The 26,553-nt window shown below is 61.5% G+C and carries 24 protein-coding genes; 18 read left to right on the forward strand and 6 right to left on the reverse strand.

The genetic code is table 11. From position 1 onward, the window contains the following. Positions 1-99 precede the first annotated feature (99 nt). The 7 genes from AB7M32_RS18505 (at position 100) to AB7M32_RS18535 (ending at position 6,687) form a co-directional block, all read left to right on the forward strand. The gene (locus AB7M32_RS18505) at positions 100-1,032 is read left to right on the forward strand and encodes a LysR family transcriptional regulator (RefSeq protein WP_454250872.1); all 933 of its coding nucleotides are present in this window, start codon (positions 100-102) and stop codon (positions 1,030-1,032) included. A gap of 131 nt (positions 1,033-1,163) precedes the next feature. Beyond that, a complete protein-coding gene (locus AB7M32_RS18510; RefSeq protein WP_092253525.1) occupies positions 1,164-1,868 on the forward strand; it encodes a heavy metal response regulator transcription factor in 705 nt (234 codons plus the stop codon). After that, positions 1,868-3,259, forward strand: coding sequence for a heavy metal sensor histidine kinase (locus AB7M32_RS18515; RefSeq protein WP_072405573.1), 1,392 nt, complete (start codon positions 1,868-1,870; stop codon positions 3,257-3,259). The genes AB7M32_RS18510 and AB7M32_RS18515 overlap by 1 nt, the downstream gene beginning before the upstream one ends. 112 nt (positions 3,260-3,371) lie before the next feature. Further along, a complete protein-coding gene (locus AB7M32_RS18520; RefSeq protein ID WP_072405574.1) occupies positions 3,372-3,632 on the forward strand; it encodes a DUF2790 domain-containing protein in 261 nt (86 codons plus the stop codon). A 44-nt stretch (positions 3,633-3,676) separates the two neighbouring features. Next, positions 3,677-4,723 (forward strand): oxidoreductase, encoded by a 1,047-nt coding sequence (locus AB7M32_RS18525; RefSeq protein WP_454250873.1) that lies wholly within the window; start codon positions 3,677-3,679, stop codon positions 4,721-4,723. 68 nt (positions 4,724-4,791) lie between these two features. Then, the gene (locus AB7M32_RS18530) at positions 4,792-6,114 is read left to right on the forward strand and encodes an NTP/NDP exchange transporter (RefSeq protein ID WP_454250874.1); all 1,323 of its coding nucleotides are present in this window, start codon (positions 4,792-4,794) and stop codon (positions 6,112-6,114) included. Between the two features lie 72 nt (positions 6,115-6,186). After that, positions 6,187-6,687 carry a lipocalin-like domain-containing protein gene (locus AB7M32_RS18535; protein WP_454250875.1) on the forward strand — a complete coding sequence of 167 codons (501 nt, stop codon included), beginning with the start codon at positions 6,187-6,189 and terminating at the stop codon, positions 6,685-6,687. A gap of 52 nt (positions 6,688-6,739) precedes the next feature. Here the strand turns inward: AB7M32_RS18535 and AB7M32_RS18540 are convergent, their stop codons facing one another. The 3 genes from AB7M32_RS18540 to AB7M32_RS18550 all read right to left on the reverse strand — a co-directional run bounded on the left by AB7M32_RS18540 (position 6,740) and on the right by AB7M32_RS18550 (position 9,884). Next, positions 6,740-8,227: an aldehyde dehydrogenase family protein gene (locus AB7M32_RS18540; RefSeq protein WP_454250876.1), complete on the reverse strand. Its 1,488-nt coding sequence runs from the start codon at positions 8,225-8,227 to the stop codon at positions 6,740-6,742. Positions 8,228-8,353: 126 nt separating this feature from the next. Further along, a complete protein-coding gene (locus AB7M32_RS18545) occupies positions 8,354-8,758 on the reverse strand; it encodes a RidA family protein (RefSeq protein WP_454250877.1) in 405 nt (134 codons plus the stop codon). Then, a complete protein-coding gene (locus tag AB7M32_RS18550) occupies positions 8,748-9,884 on the reverse strand; it encodes a DSD1 family PLP-dependent enzyme (RefSeq protein WP_454250878.1) in 1,137 nt (378 codons plus the stop codon). Before AB7M32_RS18550 ends, AB7M32_RS18545 begins: the two co-directional genes overlap by 11 nt. Before the next feature lie 96 nt (positions 9,885-9,980). On the opposite strand from AB7M32_RS18550, the gene AB7M32_RS18555 reads away from it, so the two are divergent. The 11 genes from AB7M32_RS18555 (at position 9,981) to AB7M32_RS18605 (ending at position 24,443) form a co-directional block, all read left to right on the forward strand. Then, positions 9,981-10,865, forward strand: coding sequence for a LysR family transcriptional regulator (locus tag AB7M32_RS18555; RefSeq protein ID WP_454250879.1), 885 nt, complete (start codon positions 9,981-9,983; stop codon positions 10,863-10,865). Positions 10,866-11,327: 462 nt separating this feature from the next. After that, positions 11,328-12,653 (forward strand): NAD(P)/FAD-dependent oxidoreductase, encoded by a 1,326-nt coding sequence (locus AB7M32_RS18560; protein WP_454250880.1) that lies wholly within the window; start codon positions 11,328-11,330, stop codon positions 12,651-12,653. 357 nt (positions 12,654-13,010) lie between these two features. After that, a complete protein-coding gene (locus AB7M32_RS18565; RefSeq protein ID WP_072405582.1) occupies positions 13,011-13,679 on the forward strand; it encodes a haloacid dehalogenase type II in 669 nt (222 codons plus the stop codon). Between the two features lie 36 nt (positions 13,680-13,715). Next, positions 13,716-14,990 carry an NAD(P)/FAD-dependent oxidoreductase gene (locus AB7M32_RS18570; protein ID WP_454250881.1) on the forward strand — a complete coding sequence of 425 codons (1,275 nt, stop codon included), beginning with the start codon at positions 13,716-13,718 and terminating at the stop codon, positions 14,988-14,990. Between the two features lie 84 nt (positions 14,991-15,074). Then, the gene (locus AB7M32_RS18575; protein WP_454250882.1) at positions 15,075-16,721 is read left to right on the forward strand and encodes an ABC transporter substrate-binding protein; all 1,647 of its coding nucleotides are present in this window, start codon (positions 15,075-15,077) and stop codon (positions 16,719-16,721) included. A 40-nt stretch (positions 16,722-16,761) separates the two neighbouring features. Continuing rightward, positions 16,762-17,718 (forward strand): ABC transporter permease, encoded by a 957-nt coding sequence (locus AB7M32_RS18580; RefSeq protein ID WP_454252165.1) that lies wholly within the window; start codon positions 16,762-16,764, stop codon positions 17,716-17,718. After that, entirely contained in the window at positions 17,715-18,590 is an 876-nt protein-coding gene (locus AB7M32_RS18585; protein ID WP_053121195.1) for an ABC transporter permease, read from the forward strand. The genes AB7M32_RS18580 and AB7M32_RS18585 overlap by 4 nt, the downstream gene beginning before the upstream one ends. Position 18,591: 1 nt before the next feature. Continuing rightward, positions 18,592-20,433 (forward strand): ABC transporter ATP-binding protein, encoded by a 1,842-nt coding sequence (locus AB7M32_RS18590; RefSeq protein WP_454250883.1) that lies wholly within the window; start codon positions 18,592-18,594, stop codon positions 20,431-20,433. A 70-nt stretch (positions 20,434-20,503) separates the two neighbouring features. Further along, entirely contained in the window at positions 20,504-21,661 is a 1,158-nt protein-coding gene (gene argE, locus AB7M32_RS18595; RefSeq protein ID WP_454250884.1) for an acetylornithine deacetylase, read from the forward strand. A gap of 210 nt (positions 21,662-21,871) precedes the next feature. Then, positions 21,872-23,329, forward strand: coding sequence for an NAD-dependent succinate-semialdehyde dehydrogenase (locus tag AB7M32_RS18600; RefSeq protein WP_454250885.1), 1,458 nt, complete (start codon positions 21,872-21,874; stop codon positions 23,327-23,329). A gap of 34 nt (positions 23,330-23,363) precedes the next feature. Continuing rightward, entirely contained in the window at positions 23,364-24,443 is a 1,080-nt protein-coding gene (locus tag AB7M32_RS18605) for a tartrate dehydrogenase (protein WP_454250886.1), read from the forward strand. A gap of 161 nt (positions 24,444-24,604) precedes the next feature. Here the strand turns inward: AB7M32_RS18605 and AB7M32_RS18610 are convergent, their stop codons facing one another. From AB7M32_RS18610 to AB7M32_RS18620, 3 genes are all read right to left on the reverse strand, one after another. Then, the gene (locus AB7M32_RS18610; RefSeq protein ID WP_072405590.1) at positions 24,605-24,826 is read right to left on the reverse strand and encodes a twin-arginine translocase TatA/TatE family subunit; all 222 of its coding nucleotides are present in this window, start codon (positions 24,824-24,826) and stop codon (positions 24,605-24,607) included. An 83-nt stretch (positions 24,827-24,909) separates the two neighbouring features. Beyond that, complete coding sequence (locus AB7M32_RS18615; protein ID WP_454250887.1) at positions 24,910-25,617, reverse strand: cupin domain-containing protein; 708 nt, start codon at positions 25,615-25,617, stop codon at positions 24,910-24,912. 49 nt (positions 25,618-25,666) lie between these two features. Next, positions 25,667-26,524, reverse strand: coding sequence for a GNAT family N-acetyltransferase (locus tag AB7M32_RS18620; RefSeq protein ID WP_454250888.1), 858 nt, complete (start codon positions 26,522-26,524; stop codon positions 25,667-25,669). Positions 26,525-26,553: the final 29 nt, after the last annotated feature.

The following is a 26,553-nucleotide window of genomic DNA, read 5'->3' on the forward strand; positions in this document are numbered from 1 at the left end:
GATGTCAATTCGGTTAATCGAGTTAACGATCTTGTGCCGAGTCTAGGCTTCGACCTAGAATCCGAAAACCTTATTTCACTTATAGATAAAATCCAAAATATGGATATCAAGGACGTCGATCTCAACCTGCTGAAAGTCTTCGATGCGCTGCGCAAAAAGCAAAGCGTGACCCTGGCCGGCGATCTCATGGGGCTCAGCCAACCTGCCATGAGTTTCGCCCTGGCCAAGCTACGCACACTGTTCGACGATCCTTTGTTCATCCGTACTTCCCGCGGCATGCAGCCTACCGCCCGGGCCCTGCAGATCGCCGAGCCGGTGCAACGGATCCTGGAGATGGTCAGCAGCGAAGTGTTGCCGTCCACGGGCTTCATCCCCGAACACTCCGACCGACAACTGGTACTGTGCATGTCGGACATTGGCGAAATGGTGTTCCTGCCCCGGCTGATGCGCATGCTCGACAAAGCCGCGCCGAATTTGAGAATTCGCACCCAGGCATTGTCGTCGGAGCAATTGGAGGAGGGCCTGGACGCCGGTGAGGTGGACGCGGCCATCGGTTATTTCCCGCGCCTGCTCAACACCTCGATCCGCAATAGGGCGCTGTACAGTCACTCATTCGTGTGCATCGTGCGCAACGATCACCCCACCATCGGCGACAACATAAGCGCCGAACAGTATCAGCAGGCCGTGCACGTCGCGGTCCAGGCCGAAGAGCGTGGCATGAGCGTGCTGGACCGTGAACTGGCCGCCCATGGCGTCACGCGCCGGGTGCGCTTCAGCCTGCCACGGTTCATGGGCGTGCCGTTTCTGGTGGCCGAGTCCGACATGATCGCCACCGTGCCCCTGGCGGTCGGCCGACGTTTCGCCGAAATCACCAATGTGCGTCTGGTGCCGCTGCCTTGGGCCATCTGCGGCTACGACATTCATCTTTACTGGCATACGCGGTTCCACCATGACCCGGCGAATCGTTGGTTGCGTCAATCCTTCATCGAATTGCTCGCCGATTTCTCTCCTGCGGAAACGGTATCCATCTGAGCCGTGGTTATTGTGCGTCGACGTTGCCCAATGAGCCGTTTCTGACAAGAATGTCAGGAAGCGGTCAGCCTCCAGACACCTTCGCTGTCTAGACTCATTAGGTTGCCCCGCTGCTGCAGAGGAGTCACCTGATGCGTTTGCTCATTGTCGAGGACGAAGAAAAAACCTCCTCCTACGTCCATCGTGGCTTGACCGAGCTTGGCTATATTGTCGACGTCGCGACCAATGGCATCGACGGGCTGCATTACGCGCTGGAATGGGACTACGACGTGGTGATCCTGGATGTGATGCTGCCGGGCAAGGACGGCTACGACGTGCTGCAAGGCCTGCGCCTGCAAAAGAAAACCCCGGTCATCATGTTGTCGGCCAGGGGGACGGTGGATGATCGCATTCGCGGGCTGCGCGAGGGCGCCGATGATTACCTGGGCAAACCCTTTTCATTTGCCGAGCTCGTCGCGCGCGTCCAGGCCTTGATCCGTCGCCGCACGGGTGACACGGCCGACCTGACGCATTTGCGCATCGACGACCTAGAGGTCGATCTGCAAGCGCGCAAAGTGACCCGGGGGGGACTGCGGCTGGACCTGACGGCCAAGGAGTTCTGTCTGTTGAGCCTGTTGGCGCGGCACCAGGGCGAGATCCTTTCCAAGCTGATGATTGCCGAGCAGGTCTGGGACATGAATTTTGACAGTGACGCCAATGTGGTCGAGGTTGCGATCAAACGGGTCCGGGCCAAGGTGGATGCCCCGTATCCACGCAAGCTGCTGCATACCGTTCGCGGCATGGGGTATGTACTGGAAAGCCGCGAGGAAAGTGGCAGGCAAAGCGGTACGTCTTGATGAAACGATCGATCGCCAAGCGGCTCGCCCTGATGTTCGCCCTCGCTGTCCTGCTGATCATGTCGATCAGCGCGACGCTGTTGCGTTGTTCCTTGAAACAATCGCTCGATGAGCAGATGCAGAACGAATTGATCCTGCGCCATTCTGTGCTCGACCCGGTGCTGGCGAAGTACGATTCGCCAGCGTTCTGGGTCGGCTTGCGCCAGAAGCTCGACGACCTCACGCCTGCGGATGAACGGGTTCGCTATTGGATCCTGGTTGATAACCCGGCCTTCAGTTATGGCGGGGCGATGCCGGACGGCCAGGATTGGTCGACGCGCTCCGATGGGCTATTTACCCTCAATCTCCCTGAGCGCGAGCGACCCATGATGGTGTTGCTCAAGACCATTGCGGCCATGGGCGACCGTCCGGAACTGCGCTTTATCGTGGGGCTGGATTCAACGCCTTTCAGGAAGACCCTGGACCACTTCACCAAAATACTAATCCTGACCTCGGCGTTGGGCATCGGTCTGGTTGCGCTGCTCGGTTATTGGATCGCGCGCTTCGGCCTGGGGCCGGTGAGGCGCTTGAGCCATCAAGCCAATAGCCTGCCGCCGGGGGATTCGAAACAACGACTGGACACCGAGGCGCTGCCGGGCGAATTGCAGGAACTGGCGGTGTCGTTCAACGGCGCCCTGGCTCGCCAGGAAGCGGCCTGGTGCCAGCTCGAAGGGTTCAATGCCAATGTGGCCCATGAACTGCGAACGCCCTTGACCAACCTGATCGGACAGACCCAGGTGGCATTGGCCCACGGGCGCGAGGTGAGTGAGCTCCAGGACTTGCTGCAGTCGAACCTCGAAGAGCTGGAGCGAATGGGCACTATCGTCAACGACATGCTGTTCCTTGCCGGGGCCGAGAGCGGCCAACGGGCAACCGAGCTCAGCGATGTCTCGCTGTATGAAGAGGCGGCGAAGACGGTGGAGTATCTGGAGCCGGTGTTGCACGACAAACAGCTGAGCGTGGTGATCCAGGGCGACATGCGCGTGTGCATCGACCGACGTCTTTTTCACCGTTCCCTGGCCAATCTGCTACAGAACGCGGCGCGGTACGCGGTGCCGACCAGCACTATCACGGTAAGCCTGGTCAACCACGGCATGCAGGTCGAGGTGAGCGTTTCCAATGCCGGCGAGCCCATCGACACCGTGCACCTGGAGCGTTTGTTCGAGCGCTTCTACCGCGCCGACGCCGCCCGGACGCGAAGCGATGCACACCACGGCCTGGGCCTTTCCATCGTGCGTGCGGTGGCGTCCATGCACGGCGGGCGCGTGTTCGCCCACAGCGAGAATGGGCTCAACACCTTCGGATTTTCCTTGATGAACCAGGCGACGTCTTGGTCGTCGCCCCGGGGGTAAAACCCGCCCGCGTTTGACATCTTCCCGTCAGCCAGCAGTCACTTTGACGTCAGTCGCCCCCGCCTAGAGTGCTACGACCGTCCCCCGAGGACACAGTGTCGTGGAGTCCACTATGAACACTCAAAATCTGTCGATTGCCGGCCTGCTGGTCGTCATCGCCCTGAGCGGCTCGCCGCTGCTCGCCAAAGAACAAACGCAGGTCCCGGCCTACGAATATGGCATGCCGCTGGACATCGCCAAGGTCATCCGTATCGAGACACCGACATCGCCGATGTGCGAGGTCGTGCAAGCGAAGATGACCTACTTGAATACCCAAGGGATTAAGAAACACCTCAGCTTTCTGCAATTGGCCGAGGCGTGCTCGAAGCAGTGACCGTCCGGCGATGCCGGTTCATTTTTCAGACAGGGACCATCACCATGTGGAATAGCACAACAACACCCGCCCGTGGCCGCATGAGCCGGCTTGGAAGACTGGCGAAAACCCTTGCCGCCGGCGTCGCGCTGCTCAGTGCGGTGAGTATCGAAGCGTCCGCTCGCGTCGCACCGAAACCAGACTGGTCGACCGCCGACATGCCGTCCCAGAAAGGCCGGATTGTCCTGATCACCGGGGGCACCAGTGGCATGGGCTACGAGGATGCACTGGCCTTGGCACGCGCCGGCGCCGACGTGATCATCGCCGCGCGCAACCCGGAACGCGGCGCGCAGGCCATTGCGCGTATTCGCCAGTCCGTGCCCGAGGCCAAGGTACAGTTCGAGGCCGTGGACCTGGCCGATCTATCATCGGTGCGCGGCCTGGCCCAGCGGCTCAATCAGCGACTGCCGCGCCTCGATGTGTTGATCAACAACGCCGCCGTCATGGCGCCTCCCGAGCGAGGTACATCCGCCGATGGCTTTGAACTTCAGTTGGCCACCAACTACCTGGGACACTTCGCCCTGACCGGCCTGCTGGTGCCGCTCTTGCGTCAAAGCGAGGATGCCCGCGTGGTGAGCCTGTCAAGCATTGCCGCGGCGCGTGGCGCGATGAACCTCGACGATCTGCAGAGCGAGCAGAAGTACGACCCCTACGCGGCCTACGCACAATCTAAACTGGCCGTGCTGCACTGGGCCTTTGCCTTGCAGCGGCGCAGTGACGCCGAAAACTGGGGCATTCGCAGCATCGCGGCGCACCCCGGCGTTGCCGTGACCGAGTTGGTCGAACGGGGGCCAGGCCTCGACAGCGAGTTCGGTCGGCGCTGGGCAAAGGACCGCGACGCGTACCACTCAGCGGCACAAGGGGCGCTGCCCACGTTATATGCCGCTACGGCTGCCCAAGCCGTAGGCGGGGCTTATTACGGCCCGACCGGCGACGGAGAAAGACGCGGTCCGTTGGGGGTCGCCAAGACGCCGCCCGCCGCCAGCACGGAGGCGGATGCCGAGCGGCTCTGGGCGGTCTCCGAGCGCCTGACCGGCGTGACCTATCGCTGATGCAACCCTGGGCGCGGGCGTCCGTCCGCGCTTGACCTTTGCCTTGTTGCCGTCTTCCCGGAGTTCCTATGAGTACGCCTTCCTATGTGCACCGGCTGAGTCTCGCCCTGAACGCCCGCGATGGTGAGTTGCGTCCGGCGCTGTGCGGGTTCCTGCTGTTTCTTTGCCTCTTCACCGGTTACTTCATGCTGCGTCCGATCCGTGAGTCGATGGGCATCGCAGCGGGGGTGGAGAATTTGCAATGGCTGTTTACCGCGACCTTTCTGGTCATGCTGGCGGCCGTGCCTTTGTTCGCCTGGCTCAGCGCCCGAGTGCCGCGCCTGCGGCTGATCGACTGGGTGTACGGCTTCTTTGGCTTCAACCTGCTGATGTTTGTCGAGCTGTTCCAGTTCCAGCCGGACAGTATCTGGCTGGCCCGGGTCTTTTACGTCTGGATCTCGGTCTATAACCTGTTCGTCGTCTCCGTGGCCTGGAGCCTGATGGCGGATGTATTCGACAGCGAGCAGGCCAAGCGCCTGTTTGCCTTCATCGCCGCGGGCGCCAGCGTTGGTGGCCTGCTGGGGCCGGCTTTGAGCGCGCTGCTCATCGGTCCTCTCGGCGCCTCGGAGTTGATGTTGCTGGCGGCCTTGCTGCTGGGCGCCACGCTGGTGTTGAAACGAGCGTTGATGGGGTGGCGCGAAAAGGGTGGGGCGGGCCGTCCCGGCGCCGCGCCGACGCAAAGCCCTCGGCAGCCTTTGCAGGGCAATCCGTTCAGCGGTTTGACGGCGGTGCTCAGGTCACCTTACCTGTTGGGAATCGCCGGGTTCGTTGTGCTGTTGGCGACGGTCAGCACCTTTCTCTACTTCGAGCAGGCGCGTCTGGTGGCCGAGCTCTATCCGGATCGTGCGGCGCAAGTGCGCATTTTCGGCACCCTAGACATCATCGTGCAGGCCGGTGCGTTGCTGTCCCAGCTGTTCATCACCGGGCGTGTCGCGCCGAAGCTGGGGGTGCGTGCCTTGTTGGCCATCGTGCCGCTGCTCATGTGCATCGGTTTCCTCGGCCTGGCGTTGGCACCGGGGTTCGCGCTGCTGGCGGCGTTGATGATCGTGCGACGGATCGGTGAGTACGCGTTCGTCCGACCGGGCCGGGAAATGCTGTTCACCCCCCTGGATGCCGAGAGTAAATACAAGGCCAAGAACTTCATCGACACCGTGGTGTACCGCGCGGGTGACGCCATGAGCGGCTGGGCCAAGAGCCTGCTCGACCTGCTAGGGCAGGGCGCCGGTCCGGCCGCGATGATTGGCGCCTGTTGCGCGCTGCTGTGGGGGTACTTGGGCTGGCAACTGGGACGGCGGGCGGATAACGCCGCTTCCCGGGAGTTGCGCTTGGCGGCCATCGCCGCCAGGGCATGAAGCCCCTGCCAACCAAGATCAAACCTACTTTATTGTCCGTCGCATCGTTGCGGCGAGTGAAAGGTGATGCTGATGAGTCTGAAAAACAAGGTATTGGCCGTCGGTGCGGTGATTGCCTTCTCGGCATTCTCCAGCGTGTTCGCGAGCAAAGAAAACGCCTTGGTCGGGACATGGCGCATGGTCAGCGCAACCGTTGAGAGCCAGGGCAGCCGATCGGAGGCTTATGGCCCCAATCCCCATGGTTGGCTCGTCTTCACGCCAGAGCTGACGTTTATCGAAGTACTCACCGATCCGCGCGTGCCGGTGTTTCGATCCAATGTGCGTGGCGAAGGCACCGATGAGGAAAACCGGGCAGCGATGGCGGGGAGCATCGGTTTTTTCGGGCGATACACCGTTGACCAGAACGGTGAGTTCACGGGCAATACTGTCCAAGGTTCTACGTTCCCGAACTGGGTGGGTGCCGTGCGTACCCGTGACGACCTGCAGTTGAAGGTCGACGGAGACCAGATGGTGGAAGATTTTCGCCGCCCCGATGGGGCGAAGGTTCACATCGTCTGGGAGCGTGTGAAGTGATGTGCCCGAGGGCACATCTCCCATCGAAGTATGGACGGCTGGCACCGAAGCTCTAGGTACGCGAAGAACCTTCAGGCGATTCGCCAAACCCAACGATCGCCTTGGTTTCCAGGTATTCCTCGAGGCCGAAGACACCGTACTCACGGCCATTGCCCGAGCGCTTGTAGCCCCCGAATGGCGCCATGGGGTTCCAGGCCGGGTAATTCAGGAGCACTTGCCCCGCACGGATACGCGCAGCCACTGCACGCGCCAGTTCAATATCCTGTGATTGAACATGGGCGCCAAGCCCATAGACCGTGTCGTTGGCGATAGCGACCGCCTCGTCGATGGTTTCGTAGGCAATGATGCACAGCACCGGCCCGAAGATTTCTTCCTGGGCGATCCGCATGGCGTTATCCACCTCGGAGAACACAGTGGGGCGGGTGTAGAAGCCCTTCTCAAACCCCGGCACGCGTCCGAGCCCGCCGCACAGCAGCTTTGCTCCCTCTTGCAGGCCGGCCTCGATCATGGCTTGTACGCGATTGAACTGGGCTTCATTGGCAATGGGGCCGAGTACCGTTTCCAGTGATTGTGGATCACCCACGATGATCCCGTTGGCGGTGGCGGCCGCCAGCGCTTCGACCTCCGCCAGCCGGTCCTTGGGTACGATCATCCGGGTAGGGGCGCTGCACGATTGCCCGACGTTGCGCATCGCCGCCATCACCCCCAGTGGGACGGCGTTGGCAAAGTCGGTGTCGGGCAGCAGAATATTCGGGGATTTGCCGCCCAATTCCTGCCCGACCCGTTTCGCCGTCGGGGCGGCCGCCTGTGCCACCAGCGCGCCCGCGCGGTTTGAGCCGGTAATCGAGATCATGTCGATATCGGGATGTGCGGCCATCGCAGCGCCGACGACATGGCCGCTGCCGTTCACCAGGTTGAAGACACCCGCTGGAACGCCCGCGTCATGGACCACTTGCGCAAACAGAAGGGCGCTCAGCGGCGACAGTTCACTGGGTTTGAGGACCACCGTGCATCCAGCCGCCAGCGCCGCGGCGACTTTTGCGGTGATTTGATAAAGCGGCCAGTTCCAAGGGGTGATGAGGCCGCAGACGCCGATAGGTTCGCGTTGGATCGCGGTCCCGTTCTCGACGGTCTGGAAACGATAAGTGGACAGCAGATCGCGAGCGACACGGACATGCTCGGCTGCCAGGGGCACTTGCATCGCCCGTGCAGAACCGATGGCTGCGCCCATTTCCAGGGAGATCGCCTGGGCAAAATCTTCTTTGCGCTCAAGGATAAGCTCATGGAGCTTGCCCAGCACCTGCGCGCGCGACGCTGTGGAAGTGGCAGACCAACCGGCAAACGCGGCACGCGCCGCCGCGACCGCCCGATCGACATCCTCGGCAGACCCGCTGGCGACCTGGGCGACGACCTCTTCGGTTGCCGGATTGACCACCGGCAAACTGGCCGGGCTTACCGGCGCAGACCAACCGCCATTGATATAAAACAGCTGGGCGGTTTGCGGATCAACGCTGTAGCTATTCGAAGATTGAGTCATCATCCAAGGTGTTCCTTTAGAGCGGTATGTCGAGCCTGCTCAATAAGCTAACAAAGCAGCCCAGACAAAAGATGCCGTTGTTCAAGTGCGCAAAGGAGAATCTGCCGTATCTGCCCGGATAACTTGGCATTACCCCGCGGCGAGGGCCATCGCTTCGATTTCGATCAGGTAGCCATGATGCAAGGCCGGAACGGGCACTACCGCTCGCGCGGGCCGATGCTCTCCCAGGTAACGGGCGTAGATTCGATCGAACGCGGGCCAGTGTTCGATACCTGCGACATAGACCGTGACCTTCAGCAGGTCGCGCGTGCTCCGGTCTGCTGCGCCGAGGATTGCCACCAGGTTATCGAGGGCGATGGCGGCCTGGACCTCAAACGGTTGGTCGGCACTGTGGACGCCATCGGCGCGTACAGGCAGTTGTCCGGACACATACAGAACGCCCTGATGCACGACCGCCTGGGCGTAATGTCCGCCCGGCGCCGCGGCGTTGGACGTGCTGATCAAATGGATCGAGCCTGTATGATTACCAGCCATGCAAGCGACTCCAGGTGTGCACGCCACCCTCGGCGTCAACCGCGTGATAGTCCGGGAATTGCGCGCCTGTGGCACAGGCATGGTTGGGCAGGATGCGCAGGCGGCTACCGATGGGAAAGCACGCGGTGACGTCGACACCCTCGTCCGTTTCAAGGGAGATAATGCCGTGCTCCTGATTGGCTCCCGTGAGCAACGCGCCCTCGATCCAATCGCCGGCTTCGGTGCAAACCTGGCCATAACCAAAGTCCCGCTGTTGGCGCTGCGTGCCGCGGTCACGGCTCATGGCCATCCAACCGGCATCGGTGATGATCCAGCCTTTGTCTTTCTGATGACCGATGACGGTGCTCAGCACGCTCAGCGCCAACTCGTCGGCGTGGCAGATACCGATGTTGTGCATCACCAGATTGAAGAACACATAGACACCAGCGCGTACTTCAGTGACGCCTTCCAAGTTCAGTGCCGACAAGGCCGTAGGCGTCGAGCCGATGCTGACCTCCGGGCAAGCGAACCCGGCTTCGCGGAGCCGTTGGGCCGCTTTGACGCAAAGATCGCGTTCCTGTTCGGCCAGGGCTTGCAGCGCTTCAAGGGTGTCGAGTTCATAGCTTGACCCGGCATGGGTCATCACCCCGCGAAGCGGCATGCCACCCTCGCTGAGTATCCGTGCGACTTCAACGAGTGAGTCGTCTTCGATGTGCAGGCCGGACCGATGGCCGTCGCAGTCGATCTCGATCCAGACGTCGAAACGTTCGTTGTGTTGCTGGCCGAAGGCGACGATGGCCTGGGCAGCGGCAAGGCTGTCGGTGAGGAGGCTCAACTGGCAGCCCTGGCGCCGCAGCAGCAAGGCCTGGGGCAGTTTGCCTGGCGCGATGGCGACAGCATAGAAAACGTCACGAATGCCTTCAGCGAAACAGTACTGGGCTTCCTTCAAGGTCGAAACCGTGACGCCGCAGGCTCCCGCGGCGAGCTGCGCCTGGATCACGGGGAGGCATTTGCTGGTTTTGATATGCGGGCGCAAACGCACACCCAAGGCATCCATGCGTTGTTGCATGCGCTGGATATTGTGCTGCATGCGCGGCACATCCACGAGCGCGGCGGGGGTATCGAGGGCGGTAAGAGAGGCTGACATAAGGAGGACTCGAATGGCTGGGTACAGGGTCCACTCTACAAAGCTGTCGTAAAGGTATGGTTCAATGAGATGTCATCAATCATTAAGTAGAATTGAATGATCTCCATCGAGGACCTGCGTCTGGCCGTGACGCTGGCGCGCTGCGAATCGTTGAGCGCCGCCGCCAGAAGCCTGAATGTCTCACCCCCTGCGCTGTCCATGCGTTTGCGCAAATTGGAGACGCTGCTCGGCCTGACACTGGCCAATCGCGATGCCCGACGCCTGAGTCTCACCGCCGATGGCGAGCGTTTCTCCCGTGAAAGCGCGCGTTTGCTGGAGCAGTTGGAAGCGCTCCCGGAATCCTTCAAGCACCGGGACGAGCGGTTGGTTGGCACGCTCAGGCTGGCGGCGCCGTTCGGCTATGGGCGGCAGCGCATTGCACCGCTGCTGGCGCGCTTCGCCAGGCTGCACCCTCAGTTGTGCCTGCACCTGGATCTACGCGAAACACCATGGCCGGATCGTCACGACAGCGACGCGGTGATTCACATCGGTCACCTCAATGACAGCCTGTGGGTCGCCAAACGCCTCACGTCAAATGAACGATGGTTATGCGCAAGCCCTGCCTATCTGGAGCAGCACGGCACGCCGTCGTCGCCTGAGCAACTTGCCGAGCACCGCTGCATCTGCATCCGTGAAAATGATGAAGATGTCACGCTGTGGCATCTGCGTAAGGGGCAGGGGCGCAAAACCCTGCGCATCGAGCCCGCGATGCTGAGCAACGATGGCAGCGTGGCTCGACGCTGGGCCGAGCAAGGCCTGGGGCTGGTGCTGCGTTCGCAATGGGATGTCAGTGACGCCATTGCCGACAAGCGTCTGGTTCGGGTGCTGGCGAATTGGCAATTCGACAGTGCGCCGATCAACCTGTTGGTGCCGTCCCGAAAACTGCGTAGCCCGCGTGTGCAGGCTTTGGTGGCGTTTCTGGAGGAGGCATTGAAAGTATGACCAGCGAACTGCTCGCGAAGGTGGTTTCATAGTCAACGAGACGTTGAATGTGCCGCCCTCATCGCGAGCAAGCTCGCTCCCACAGGGTACTAAGCACATATTTTTGTCTGCCAAAAAACCAGTGTGGGAGCGAGCTTGCTCGCGATAGCGGTGGTCCAGCTAAATAAATGCCGGGACGTGTTCCGCCAAACAGATAAGCCAAACCTCCAATCCGAAGCACTCCGCAAAGTCTGCTGAACACGTCCGGTAAAACGGTGGTTTGTACCAGGCGACCTATACTTTTAACCGTTTATGCACGGTTTCTTGGTGTTGTAATAACACCATGATTCAGCGTGGCACTGATGCTTCCAGAACGAAGTAGCGGCTTGCCCTGGTCGCCACCCTCAGTGCATGGCCGATGCACCCGCGACCGCCTGAAGACGATGTACCTTCAAATCCCCGGCCTTCATGGACATCCCTAAAATGCCAGCACCGTTAATTTCCGTAGAGACGAATTCTGAGCTTCCGACGCACGCTGACGTTGTTGTGATCGGCGGCGGCATTATCGGAGCCTTCACGGCCTATTACCTGGCCAAGCGCGGCATGAAGGTCGCGCTGGTGGAAAAAGGCCGTGTGGGGGCAGAGCAATCGAGTCGAAACTGGGGCTGGTGCCGTCAGCAGAATCGAGATGCTCGCGAATTGCCGCTGTCGACCAAGAGCCTGGATCTTTGGGAGCAGTTCGCGGCAGAGACCGGTGAGGACACAGGTTTCAGAAGGTGTGGCTTGCTCTATCTGAGCAACAACGAGAAAGAGCTGGCTGGTTGGGCAAAATGGGGGGAGTTTGCCCGTACCGTCAATGTGAAAACCCACATGCTGACGGCGGAGCAGGCCGCTCAACATGGCCGGGTGACCGGCAAGCCTTGGAAAGGCGGGGTCTTTTCACCTACCGACGGTACGGCAGACCCATCCCGTGCCGCTCCGGCGGTCGCACGGGCCATCATTAAACTGGGCGGCACGGTGCACCAAGGCTGCGCCGCCCGTGGCCTCGAGACCGAGGGCGGCCAGGTGTCTGCCGTCGTCACCGAGAAGGGCACCATTCGCACCAAGGTCGCGGTGCTCGCCGGTGGCGCGTGGGCGTCTTCTTTCTGCCGTCAGTACGGCATCCGGTTTCCCCAGGCGTCCATTCGTCAGACGATACTGTCGGTTTCCAAGAGCGCCCAAGAGATACCGGACGCGCTCCACACGGATGAAGTCTCCATGACCCGTCGCGCCGATGGCGGTATCACGCTGGCCATCAGTGGCCGAGGGCGTGTTGACCCTACCTTGCAATTGCTGCGTTTCGCCCCCCAGTTCCTGCCGATGTTCCAGCGCCGGTGGCGCAAGCTGGCCCCCGGCGGCCTGGAAGGCTTTCAGTCGGGCCACGAAGGCTTGAGCCGCTGGCGATTGGACCAACCAACGCCGATGGAGCGCATGCGAATTCTGGATCCGAAGGCAGATGCCTCGACGGTTGAGTTGACTTACAAGCGCGCGGTAGACCTGATCCCCATGCTGAAAACGTCGTCAGTCACCGCAGCCTGGGCAGGTTATGTAGACAGCACGCCTGATGGCGTCCCGGGCATCGGCGAGATGGCGAGCCTGCCTGGCCTGGTGCTGGCGGCGGGGTTCAGCGGTCATGGCTTCGGCATCGGTCCAGGTGCGGGTCATTTGATCGCCGACATTGTCTGTGACATGCCCCCGCTGGTTGATCCGCGTCCCTATCACCCGGACCGTTTTCAATCTTCGGCCTGGGGCAAAGTCGCGGAGTTCTGAGGCACCGGAAACTCATCCGCAAAACAATGAACGGGCGCGTCCTCAGGGGATGCGCCCGTTTTCGTTTGCCGGCGTAGATTCTGCCGCTTGTGGCGTTTCCAGAGCTTTTCTACGCACCATAAACGTCCGCAAATGCCTTGAAAACGGCGCAAATGCCCGTGCATGGCGCATCCCGCACAGTCTGCTGAGCAGGCCCCGAAAAACGGTGGTTTGTGCCAAGGGGCCTATACTTTTAACAGTTTATGCACGGTCTCATGATGCTGTAATAAATCCGTGATGCAGCGTTGCACCCAGGCTTTCGGAACGGCGCAATCGCTTGCCCCTCATGACCTCAACCATCACTCAGGACTTGCACTCATGAGCTTCCTTCGCCCCAAGTTCATTACCTTTGACTGCTACGGCACGTTGACCAACTTTCAGATGGGGACCATGACACGCGAACTGTTCGCCGATCGGGTCCCTGCCGAGCAGATGGACCAGTTCGTCAAGGATTTCTCGGCCTATCGCCTGGACCAGGTGATGGGTGACTGGCGGCCCTATGATGAAATCCTCAAGACTGCCCTGGCTCGGGTCTGCAAGCGTTGGGGTGTCGAGTACAAAGGCGAAGGTCAGTTGTACTACGATGCCGTACCGACCTGGGGGCCGCATGCCGACGTACCGGCCGGTCTATCGAAAATCGCCGACAAGATTCCCCTGGTGATTTTCTCCAACGCGATGGACGAGCAGATCATGTCCAACGTCGACAAGCTCGGCGCACCGTTCCATAAGGTCTTCACGGCTCAACAAGCCCAAGCCTACAAGCCGCGCCTGGCGGCCTTCGAATTCATGCTCGATAACCTCGGCTGCGGGCCGGAAGATGTCCTGCACGTGTCCTCGAGCTTCCGTTATGACCTGATGTCGGCCCACGACATGAAGATCAAGCACAAAGCGTTCGTGGCCCGTGGTCATGAACTACCTGGAAACGCTGGCTACAACTACCACCAGATCCCGGACATCGGCGGATTGGCCGGCCTGGTCGGTCTCTGAGTCGTTGGGCACTCTTCAAGGCATAAGGGGTTAGACATGGGCAGTGAGTCTTATTGGCTCGATACCGCACCGGCATTTACCGGTGCCCAGCTCGGTGCGTTGCCCGGGCAGGTCGATGTGGCCATCGTCGGTGGTGGTTTCACTGGCCTGGCCGCGGCCCGGGCCCTGGCCTTGAAGGGGGCCAATGTGGTGGTGCTGGAAGGCGGGCGGATCATTGGCGAGGCGTCGGGCCGCAATGGCGGCCAGTGCAATACCGGCGTGGCCCAGGACTACGCGGCCCTGAGTGCCAGCCTCGGCGCCGATAAAGCGCGCGCCTATTACCAGGCCTATGAAAGCGCCGTGCAGAGCGTCGTCGCGCTGGTGGAGCAGGAGCAGATTGCCTGCGACCTCAAGCGCAATGGCAAGCTCAAGCTGGCGGCCAAGCCCATGCATTACGAAGGTTTGGCGCGCACCTGCGAGTTGATTCGGCGGGAGGTCGATGCCGAGGTCGAGTTGCTGTCTGCGCAAGAGACCCGCGCTGAGGTCAACTCGGCCCAGTTCCATGGCGGCTTGTTGCAACGCAATGGCGTGCAGATGCACGTCGGGCGCTTCGGGGTCGGGTTGGCCGAGGCCGCCGCCCGTCACGGCGCATTGATTTTCCAGGGCGTGTCCGTCACGGACTGGAAAGCCAGTGCCGGCGGCTATCGGGTCAATACCACCAAGGGGTCGCTACAGGCCACGCAGGTCCTGCTGGCCACCGGCACCTCTCAGCAGGGTGGGTTGGGCTGGTATCGGCGGCGGATCGTGCCAGTGGGCAGTTTCGTGATCGCCACCGAGGTATTGCCTCAGGCGCTGATCGACAGCTTGCTGCCGGCACACCGTTCCTATGTCACCAGCCGCATGATCGGTAACTACTTCCGCCTGACTCCGGACAACCGTCTGCTGTTTGGCGGCCGTGCGCGGTTTGCCATGTCTGACAGCGTGTCCGATGCCAAGAGCGGCAAAGTCTTGCACGCGGCGATGGTGCAGATGTTCCCTCAGCTGGCCCAGGTGAAGATCGATTATTGCTGGGGCGGATTAGTGGACATGACCTCCGATCGGCTGCCCCGGGCCGGCCAGCACGGGGGGGTTTATCACTCCATGGGCTACAGCGGCCATGGTGTGCAGATGTCGGTGCACATGGGGCAGGTCATGGCCGACGTCATGGCGGGCAAGGTCGAGGCCAACCCTTGGCGCGAACTCGATTGGCCGGCCATTCCCGGTCATTTTGGCAAACCCTGGTTTTTGCCTCTGGTCGGTGCGTACTACCGCCTTCAAGACTATTTGCACTGAGTTGCGGGGAGACGCTTCACGTTTCAACACATTGCGTTAATCGCGAGCAATCGAGCCTTATCATTTCCGAAAGGTAGAACTGACATGACTGACAAAAAAAACAGTATCGACACCCAGCTGATAACAGGTACGGAAAGTCTGCGCATTTTCGAAGGGCTCAATCGCGGCATGTCACGCCGCAATGCATTGCAAATGCTGGGATTGGCCGGGGTGGCCGTGGCGGGCGCGGGCAGCCTGTTCGGCGCCGCCGGCAAGCTGCTCGCCGATGAGGAGGCCGCCGCCCCTGGCAAAGGCAAGCCTGGCGGGCGCATTCGCGTCGCAGGCTCGACCAGTTCCACCGCCGACACCCTGGATCCGGCCAAAGGTTCATCGTCCACCGACTATGTGCGCCATTACATGTTCTATAACGGGCTGACGCGTTTCGACAGCCACATGGTGCCGCAGCTGGAACTGGCCGAGCGTATCGACACCACCGACGCCACGCTTTGGGTGATCAGCCTGCGCAAGGAAGTGACCTTCCACAACGGCAAGGCCCTGACCGCCGCCGACGTGGTGTTTTCGCTGCTGCGGCACAAGGACCCGATCACCGGTTCCAAGGTCCTGCCGCTGGCGTCGCAGTTCGCCGAAGTCAAAGCCGTTGGCACCCACGAAGTGCAGATACAATTGAGCGGCCCCAACGCTGAGCTGCCGTCGATCCTGGCCGTCTCCCACATGTTGATCGTGCCCGAGGGCACCAGCGATTTCAGCCAGGGCATCGGTACCGGCCCGTTCAAGGTCAAGGAGTTCAAGCCTGGGGTGCGCTCCATTGGGGTGCGCAATACCAACTACTGGAAACCCGGCTTGCCGTACCTGGACGAGATCGAATTCATCGGCATCGCCGACGAATCGTCACGGATCAACGCCCTGTTGTCGGGGGACGTGCACATCGTCAACGAGGTCAACCCACGCTCGACGACCCGCATCAAGGCCAGCGCCAAGCACCGGGTCATCGATTCACCGTCGGGCAACTACACTGACCTGATCATCCGCCAGGACCAGATGCCGGGCAAAAGTCCGGAATTCACCCAGGCCATGAAGTTGCTGCTGGATCGGGAACAGATCAAGTCGGCGATCTTCCGGGGCTACGCCAGGGTCGGCAACGATCACCCGATCGCCCCCGGTGCACGCTTCTACAATGCCGAGTTGCCACAACGGGCCTACGATCCGGAACAGGCCAAGTTCCTGCTCAAGAAAGCCGGCATGGAAGACATCAGCATGCCGCTGATGTGCTCGCCAGCGGCGACCGGCTCGGTGGACGTCGCGGTGTTGCTGCAGCAGTCCGCCAAGGAGGCGGGACTCAAGCTCAACGTCAACCGCCTGCCGAGCGACGGCTACTGGTCCAACCACTGGGCCAAGCACCCGCTGAGCTTTGGCAACATCAACCCGCGGCCCAATGCCGACATGCTGTTCTCGCAGTTCTTCCAGTCGAGCGCACCGTGGAATGAATCGGGTTGGAAAAACGAACAGTTCGACCAGCTGTTGGTACAGGCCCGAGGTGAAACCGACGAGGTCAAGCGCGGCAAGATGTACGGCGACATGCAGGTGCTGGTGCATGAGCACAGCGGCATCGGCGTACCGGTGTTCATCAGCAACATCGATGGCGCCGATCAGCGCGTAAAGGGCTATGGCGCCAATCCCCTGGGCGGTTTCATGGGCTACATGTTTGCCGAGCAAGTCTGGCTGGACGCCTGATGACCGTCGGGTTTTGGCCATATTGCATGAGGGTCGGATGATGAATAGCAACACACTCTGGTTGATCGGCCGCCGCCTGGGGGCGGCGGTCGTGACCTTGTTGATTGTCTCCATGGTGGTGTTCGCCATCACGGCAGTGCTGCCGGGGGACGCGGCGCAACAGGCGCTGGGTCAGTTCGCCACGCCGGAACAAGTGGCAGCCCTGCGGATGAAAATGGGGTTGGACCAGCCCGGTGTGTTGCGTTACCTGCATTGGCTGACGAGCCTGCTCAGCGGTGACTTGGGGATGTCGATGTCCAATGCCATGCCGGTCGTCGACTTGATGGCCGGTCGCGTCCCCAACACCTTGATGCTGGCGGCTGCCACGGCGTTGGTGTCGGTGCCTGTGGCCTTGACCCTGGGTATCGGTTCGGCGATGGGGCGAGGCGGGCGTATCGACAGCTTCCTGAGCTTCTTCACCTTGACCATGGTGGCGGTGCCGGAGTTTCTGGTGGCCACCTTGGCGGTGCTGATATTCGCGGTGAACCTGGGCTGGTTGTCGGCACTGTCCTACGCCAGTGACATCACCTCACCCTGGCAATTCATGCGCACCTACGCATTGCCGGTAATGACGCTGTGCTGCGTGATTGTCGCGCAAATGTCGCGCATGACCCGGGCAGCGGTGATCGATCAACTCGACAGCCCTTACGTGGAAATGGCCCGGCTCAAGGGCGTCAGCAATATCCGGATCGTCCTTCGCCATGCCTTGCCCAATGCCATTGGCCCCATCGCCAATGCCATCGCCTTGAGCCTGTCCTATCTGCTGGGCGGGGTGGTGATCGTGGAAACGATCTTCAACTACCCCGGCATCGCCAGCCTGATGGTCGATGCCGTGACCAACCGCGACATGGCCCTGGTCCAGGCCTGCACCATGTTGTTTTGTACGGCGTATCTGACGTTGGTGTTGATTGCCGACCTGTGCGCGATTCTTTCCAACCCGAGGCTGAGAAACCAATGAACAACCTCATTGTGAAGTCCCCGACGGCGGCCGTTGCGCTGGGGTTGGGCAAAGACGCCCACGCAAAGTCCTGGCTTGGCCTGGTCGGTGCCGCGATGTGTGTGATCTGGTTGCTGGTGGCCATCTTCGGCCCGTGGCTGGCGCCGCACCCGGTGGGCGAGGTGGTCTCTGACAACGTCTTCGACAGCCTCAGCGCGACGTACCCGTTCGGCACCGATTACCTGGGCCGCGACATGCTCAGCCGGATCCTTGTCGGCGCACGCTTCACCGTCGGCCTGGCCTTGGTGGCCGCGGTGTTGTCCAGCACCCTGGGAACCAGTCTGGCGCTGTTGTCGGTGGTGTCGCCAAAGTGGCTGGATGAGCTGATCAGTCGCCTGATGGACGCGTTCATCTCGATCCCCAGCAAGATGTTGGCGCTGATCATGGTCTCGGCCTTCGGCTCCTCGGTCACCTTGCTGATCTGCACGGCGGTGTTGAGCTACACCCCCGGCGCTTTTCGCATCGCCCGCAGCATGGCGGTGAATATCGAAGCCCTGGAATACGTGCAAGTGGCCCGTACCCGTGGCGAGCGCCGGCTGTACATCGCTTGCGTGGAAATCCTGCCGAACATACTCAATCCGGTGCTGGCGGACCTTGGCCTGCGTTTTGGTTTCATCGTGCTGCTGCTCAGCGGCATGAGTTTCCTGGGGCTGGGTGTGCAGCCGCCGGATGCCGACCTGGGCTCGCTGGTGCGCGAGAACATCGGTGGTCTCAATCAGGGGGCGCCGGCCATTGTGATTCCGGCCCTGGCCATCGGCACCCTGACCATCGGTGTGAATCTGTTCATCGACCGGTTGTCGTCGCGACGTAGCCGACGTTCGGGAGGTCATTGAAATGAGCGAATTGATTCGAGTACAGGACCTGCGCGTGGTCGCCTGTGGCGAGCGCGGCGAAGTGGACATCGTCAAGGGGGTCAGCTTCTCCCTGGAAAAAGGCGAAGTGTTGGCGTTGATCGGTGAGTCCGGTTCCGGCAAGACCACCATCGCCCTGGCGCTGCTCGGTTATGCCCGGCGCGGTTGTCGCCTGGCGGGCGGTGTGGTGCAGATCGGCGAGCATGACATGCTGGCGTCGAGCGAAAGCCAGTTGCAGAAGTTGCGGGGCAACCGGGTGTCCTATATCGCCCAGAGTGCCGCAGCGGCATTCAACCCGGCGAAAAAGCTGATCGACCAAGTGGTGGAGGGCGCTCTGATTCATGGCCTGGGTAGTCGGGCGGTGCTTGAAGCCAAGGCCATCGAGTTGTTCCGCGACCTGGCCCTGCCAGACCCTGAGCGCATTGGCCAGCGCTACCCCCACCAGGTGTCCGGCGGGCAACTGCAACGGGTGATGGCGGCCATGGCGCTGATCAGCGATCCGTTGCTGGTGGTGCTCGACGAGCCGACCACGGCCCTCGATGTGACCACCCAGATCGATGTACTGCGGGCCTTCAAGCGAGTGGTCCGTGAACGTGGGGCCACGGCCGTCTATGTGTCTCACGACCTGGCGGTGGTGGCGCAGATGGCTGACCAGATCGTGGTGCTCAACGGCGGCGAAATCTTCGAACACAGCGCCACGGCACCGTTGCTCAAGGGCCCGGCCCACGAATACACCCGCAGCTTGTTGGCGGCGGCGCGACCGGACACGACGATCCGTCCGCCGAGCGACATTGCCCAAGAGACACCTTTGCTGACCATCCAGGGGCTGACCGCCGGCTACGGCAACAAGAATGCCCAGGGCATGCCAGCCATTCGCGTGCTGGAAGACATTGACCTGACGGTTCGCAGAGGCCAAGCCATCGGCGTCATCGGTGAGTCAGGTTCCGGCAAGTCGACCCTGGCACGGGTCGTGGCCGGTTTGTTGGTGCCGGCCCTTGGCGGGTTGACCTTCGATGGCCAACCCCTGGGGGGCAGCCTGTCGTCGCGTACTCCCGAGCAGTTCCGACGTATTCAAATGGTCTTCCAGAATGCCGACACCGCGCTCAACCCGATGCACAGCGTCAGCACGATCCTGAGCCGTCCGCTGAAGATGTATTTCGGCCTCAAGGGCGCGGCGTTGCGCGAGCGTATCGGCGAGTTGCTGGACCTGGTGCGTTTGCCGCGGGCGATGGCGCAGCGGCGTCCGAACGAACTGTCCGGTGGGCAGAAGCAACGGGTCAACCTGGCCCGGGCCTTGGCGGCCAAGCCGGACCTGATTCTCTGCGACGAGGTGACCTCGGCGCTGGATACCGTGGTCGGTGCGGCGATTCTCGAACTGCTGCGCGATCTGCGCCAGCAATTGGGGGTGTCCTATCTGTTCATCAGCCACGACATCTCCACCGTGCGCGCCTTGTGTGACGACATCGTGGTGATGTACAGCGGGCACAAGATCCAGGCCGGCACGCGCCAATCCTATGCCGAGGCACCGTTCCATCCGTATACCGATCTGCTGATCCATTCCGTACCGGAACTGCGCCAGGGCTGGCTGGAAACCTGTGGGGCAACGACCTGCCAGACGCTGCCGCCCGTTGGCCCTAAAGCCAACGTGCCCGGCCTGTGCACCTTCCTCAGTCGCTGCCCGGTTCGGGTCGACGGCTTGTGCAATTGCGTCGCGCCGCAACGGCGGATGATTGTGGGCGGCAGTGAAATCCTCTGCCACCACGACAGTGCGGAGCTGATGAAGACCCAGCAGTCCAACAGCGTGACCGTGGCGGCATATGCATGAACCGGCGGTTCGTCAGGCTGGTCGACATTAAGCGCTTCTTCTTTTCAGTCGAGCAATGGAGCAAGGCCTCATGAAACCCCGTGTGTTGGACATTCTCAAACGGCTGATGGCCTTCGATACGGTCTCTTCGGAGTCGAACATGGCCTTGATCGAGTATGTGCGCGATCTGCTGCTGACCAAGGGCATCGAGTCACTGATCGTCCAGGATGAAAGCGGCAAGAAAGCCAATCTGTTTGCCAGCACCGGGCCACGAGACGTGCCGGGGATCCTGCTGTCCGGGCATACCGACGTGGTGCCGGCGGCGGGGCAGGCCTGGACCTTTCCGGCGTTTGAGGCGACGGTGCAGGGCGGGCGGATTTATGGCCGCGGCAGTTGCGACATGAAGGGTTTTATCGCACTGGCTGTCGACGCCATGCTCGAGGCCACCGAGCAGCCATTGAGCCGGCCATTGCAATTGGCACTGTCCCATGACGAAGAGATCGGTTGCGTGGGGGTGCGTCGTTTGCTCGATGTGCTGCACCTGGCACCGGTCCGGCCGTTTTTTTGTGTGATCGGCGAGCCAACCAATATGCAGTTCGTGCTCGGGCACAAGGGCAAGGGTTCTTACCGTACTTACTGTCGCGGCCTGGAGGCGCATTCCTCACTCGCGCCGCGCTCGGTCAATGCGATTCACGTGGCCTGCGATTTCATTGCCGCGCTGCGCCTGAGCCAGCAGCAGTTGCAAGAGCAGGGGGCCCGGGACACCGATTACGACGTGCCTTACAGCACCGTGCATGTTGGACAGATTGTCGGCGGCAAGGCGCTGAACATCGTGCCCAACTTGTGCACGCTGGATTTTGAAGTGCGTAACTTGCCGGCGGACGACCTGGACGGGTTCCTGGAACAGATGCGCGAGCGCGCCGAACTGATCGTCGGCGAAGCCAGGAAGCTCTCCAGCGTGGCCGCTATCGAAATCGAGACCCTGAATGTCTACCCGGGCCTCGATACCCACCCGAGCGTCGAAGCGGTGCGCTTCCTGAAAAACTTTGCCGCCCCAGACACCGGCACGGCCAAAGTCTCATTCGGCACCGAGGGTGGCTTGTTCAAACAACGCCTGGATGTGCCGGTGGTGGTCTGCGGGCCAGGCTCGATAGAACAGGCGCACAAGCCTGACGAGTTCATCGAGATCAGCCAGATGGACGCTGGCGAGCGTTTCCTGCAAGGGTTAGTGGGCTCAATGCACCGCTAATGTGCCTGATTGAACATCCCGTCACCACGCCTGCAACCCCAAGGCTTTCATCGCCTGATCGAGGCGCACGGCGATCAATCCCCACCCACGGTAGAGCATGCCGTCGAAGGCTGATTTTCAGCATTCACGGCTGTAGGGCCGGCGTTTTCAGCATCCTCGTCCAGAGCGAAACAATAGACTGAAGGCTGTCTCAAAACAGGACCCGACACCATGCTCAAGAATCGCCTGAAAGACCCCAGCCTGCTGGTAGAACGCGCTTACATCGACGATCAGTGGGTCGGCGCCGACAACGCCGCGACCGTGGACGTTATCAACCCGGCCACCGGCGAAGTGCTCGCCAGGGTGCCCGCGGTACAAGGCAGTGAAACCCGGCGCGCCGTCGAAGCCGCCGATCGTGCCTGGCCGGCCTGGCGTGCACGTCCGGCGGCAGAGCGGGCGGCGCTGCTGGATCGCTGGTATCAGGCCATGATCGACAACCTCGACGACCTGGCGTTGATCTTGACCTGCGAACAGGGCAAGCCGCTGGCAGAAGCCCAGGGCGAAATTCGCTACGGTGCCAGCTTCGTCAAATGGTTCGCCGAAGAAGCCCGACGGGTCTACGGCGAAACCATCCAGGCCCCCAGCGGTGATCGCCGCTTGCTGACCCTCAAGCAACCGGTCGGTGTCTGCGCCGCGATCACCCCGTGGAACTTCCCCAACGCGATGATTACCCGCAAGTGCGCGCCCGCCCTGGCCGCCGGGTGCACGATCGTGGTCAAGCCGTCGGACCTGACCCCGCTGTCGGCCCTGGCCCTGGCTGTATTGGCCGAGCGGGTCGGGATTCCGGCCGGGGTGTTCAACGTCGTGACCGGCATGCCCGCCGGCATTGGTGAAGAACTGACCGGCAACCCGACAGTGCGCAAGCTGTCTTTCACCGGTTCCACTGCGGTCGGTCGCCTGCTGATGCGCCAGAGCGCCGAACACATCAAGCGCTTGAGCCTGGAACTGGGCGGTAACGCGCCGTTCATCGTGTTCGACGACGCTGATCTGGAGCAGGCCGTGACCGGCATCATGCTCAGCAAATTCCGCAACGCCGGACAGACCTGCGTCTGCGCCAACCGGATCCTGGTGCAGGACGGGATCTACGAGCGCTTCGCCCAGCGCCTGGTGGAGGAAGTGGGCAAGCTCAAGGTCGGCGATGGGCTGGATAATGGCGTAAACATAGGTCCACTGATCAATCCGGCGGCGGTCAGCAAGGTCGCTCGACATATCGACGAGGCATTGAGTCAGGGCGCTCGTCTACTGTGTGGTGAAATTCCCAAGGGCGACAGCCAGTTCGTCCACCCGACGGTACTCGGTGAGGCCCATGCCGGAATGCTGCTGGCCAATGAAGAGACCTTCGGTCCCGTTGCACCACTGATGCGCTTCAGCACTGAAGAAGAGGCACTGGCCTCGGCCAACGCAACACCTTATGGCTTGGCCGCCTATTTTTTCACCCAGGACTTGCGCCGCTCATGGCGGTTCGGCGAGGCGCTGGAGTTCGGCATGGTCGGTCTCAATACCGGGCTCATTTCCATGGACGTCGCCCCCTTTGGCGGTATCAAGCAATCGGGCCTGGGGCGTGAAGGCAGCAAGTATGGCCTGGACGAGTTCCTTGAAGTCAAAGCCTTCCACATGGGTGGCTTGTGATCCGATCAGCATTTGAAGAGAGGAGGCACGGTTGATGAGCAAACCATTCAGAATCGCCGCGATTGCCGGCGACGGCATTGGTAAGGAAGTCCTGCCGGAAGGGCTGCGGGTATTGGAGCAGGCCGCGAAGAAATGGCAATTGGATTTGAGCATCGAAGTGCTCGACTGGGCTCACTGCGATTATTACCTGGAACACGGGCAGATGATGCCTGCCGACTGGTTCGAACAGCTCAAGGACTTCGACGCGATTTACTTTGGTGCCGTGGGCTGGCCGGACAAGGTGCCGGATCACATTTCCCTGTGGGGGTCGCTGCTGAAGTTTCGTCGGGACTTCGACCAATACGTGAACATCCGGCCGGTGCGGCTGTTTCCCGGCGTACCGTGCCCGCTGGCCGGACGCGAAGCCGGGGACATCGACTTCGTGGTGATCCGCGAAAACACCGAGGGCGAATATTCCTCGATCGGCGGCAAGATGTTCGAAGGCACCGAGCATGAGTTCGTGCTGCAGGAGTCGGTGTTCACTCGCCGCGGCGTGGACCGGATTCTCAAGTTCGCTTTCGACCTGGCCCAGACCCGGCCGCGCAAACGCCTGACCGCGGCGACCAAGTCCAACGGCATCTCCATCAGCATGCCGTACTGGGATGAACGCACCGCGCTCATGGCGCAGCAGTACCCGGACGTCACCTGGGACAAGCAACACATCGATATCCTCTGCGCGCGCTTCGTGCTTCAACCCGACCGTTTCGATGTGGTCGTGGCGTCGAATCTGTTCGGCGACATCCTGTCCGACCTGGGCCCTGCCTGCGCGGGCACCATCGGCATCGCCCCTTCGGCCAACCTCGACCCGGAGCGCCGCTTCCCTTCGCTATTCGAACCGGTCCATGGCTCGGCGCCGGATATCTATGGACGAAACATCGCCAACCCGATTGCGATGATCTGGTCCGGCGCCTTGATGCTGGACTTCCTCGGCAATGGCGATGAGCGCTACCGTGCGGCTCATGATGGGATTCTCAGGGCCATCGAGCAGGTGATCGCCGAGGGGCCGATCACGCCTGATCTAGGCGGGCAGGGCTCGACTCAGGAGGTCGGAGCGGCAATCGCCGCCGCGCTCTGATCCGAGGCAGCTTCCGGTAGGCTAGTCATTCTTGTTGTGTCGCTCTTTAGCCCGTCTCACTGCGGGCTTTTTTTATCCCGCGCAATACCGGTCTGCCGAGAACGTCGAGCAAGCGATGTTGCTATTGAGGGATTAGTGGTTTCTCGTGTACGCGGAAATGCTTATTCTTTTCTTGCCGAGTCTTCGAGCATGCGTGCCTGAACGTCAATCGAGTCACCGGGCGCCTCAGGGCCAGGCTTATCGTCGCCCATGGACGTGCGAAATCCCCTGATCGTGTCTCCGATATCCGCCCCCAGGCCTTTCAGACGCTTGGTGCCGAACAGCAGGACCAGGATTGCCAGGACGATCAGCAGTTTTGCGATACTCAAGCCACCTAATCCCATGTTCTTTACTCCGCAAGTGATGTGATCGGTACTGGGTGAGGCCGGCAGAGGAATGCTCATCTGCCGGGGTGATGCGGTTGGCGTTACTTGCAGACGTAGAACTTGCGCACATAGACGCTGCTCTTCCAGGCACAGGGGGCGCCGCGAGGCACGAACACCGTATCGCCCGTGTTGACCGCCAGTTCGGAACCATCGGCGATCTGGAGAATGATGCTGCCCTCGATCAGGTGCATCAGCTCATGCATCGTGTGTGGCCGTGCCTTGCGGGTATAGGGTGTCGAGTCCCAGATGCCGATGCGCAGGTTGGTCGGAACCTCGACGAACACGTTGTTCGAGCGACATTGCGGTGTCGGGCTCAGCAGGAACTCTTCACTCGGAGGCGTCGAAGGGGAGAGCAGGGGGTATGGGGGAAGGGCAGTCAGTCCGACAGTGCCGGCTTCAATAGGCTGGATATCGGCACAGAATGCCCAGAACGAGCCAGGCAGCGCCTCGATCTGAACCGACGTGCCACGGGCAATCACGGCGCTGTCACCCGGATTGAGTTCAAGCGCGTGATCCTGGCTCTGCAAGGTGACGCGCCCCGCGTGGACCACGATCGTTTCACTGTAGGGGTATCGATCGACGCTGAATTGTCCGCTCGCCTGGACGACGCCGGCAGCAATGTCATCCGTCCCGACATAGGCAATCTGTCTGTCAAAAGGATCGTTGGCGCCCAATGTGCCGGAGGTGAATGCTGTTGACGCGGGAGTGCCGTTGGCATGTGCAAGCAGCACGGCGGTGGGTTCTGGCATGAGGGTGTTTCTCCAGGAGAATGGATGGTGTCGTTATGAGGTAAGGGCGTCAGCCGATGGCCTGGGTCACCAGGGCAAATTGATGCACGCCGCCGCTGGCCTGGGGTGGGGTCCCACGAACCATTTGTGCGACGGTGTCGACCTGTTTCAGCCCGGCTTCTTCCAACCAAGGACCCAGGCCACAGTCGGAAGGGATGTCAACGCGCACGAAAGCACCCGGCACTTGAGTCAGCAACACCGCGATCAGGTGCTTGGCCTGCTCCGGGTTTTCTGCAACGACCGGACCGATGGAACGACCACGACCGAAGGGACGCAGGAGGGCGAACGCTCGCAATTGACCCTCACGCTCGATACCCACGACGTCTTCGACACTCTCGAACAGATCGTTGAGCACGGCATGCCTGTCCAGGCCGCTGCCGGCGTTGGCGAGTTCGATCAGGTCGTTTCGATCGGCTTCGGTCAGGTGGCGCAGGCGCTCACCGGATGGCAGGTCCGTAAGGGCCGGAGGCGATACGTTGCCTTGGTGTTGTTGGATATGGCCAAAGTCAACGAATCCCTGGCTGGCATAAAGGGGCGTACCGGCGAGCGTCGCATTGAGCATGGCGGTCTGCGAGCCGCACGCCTGGAGCGCCAGCTCCATCAATTTGCGACCGATGCCCTGGCCCTGGTACTCATCACTGACGATCACCAGACCGATCGTGGCGTAATCACCCTGCGGGCAGGTGAACGCCGTACCGATCAGGCGGCCTTCGTCCTCTACGACAAAACCCTGCGAGACACGCTGCAGCATGGCCCAGTCTTCCAGGCGGTGGGGCCACTTCAACTGCATGGACAAGGCATGAGCCGATGTCACATCGGCAGGCGTCATGGGGCGATAGGTATAGGCGGGGCGTTGCGTGTTGGACATGACAGATCTCCATGGACAGGGAGCGTGAC

The organism is Pseudomonas sp. R151218B TE3479 (assembly GCF_053629195.1).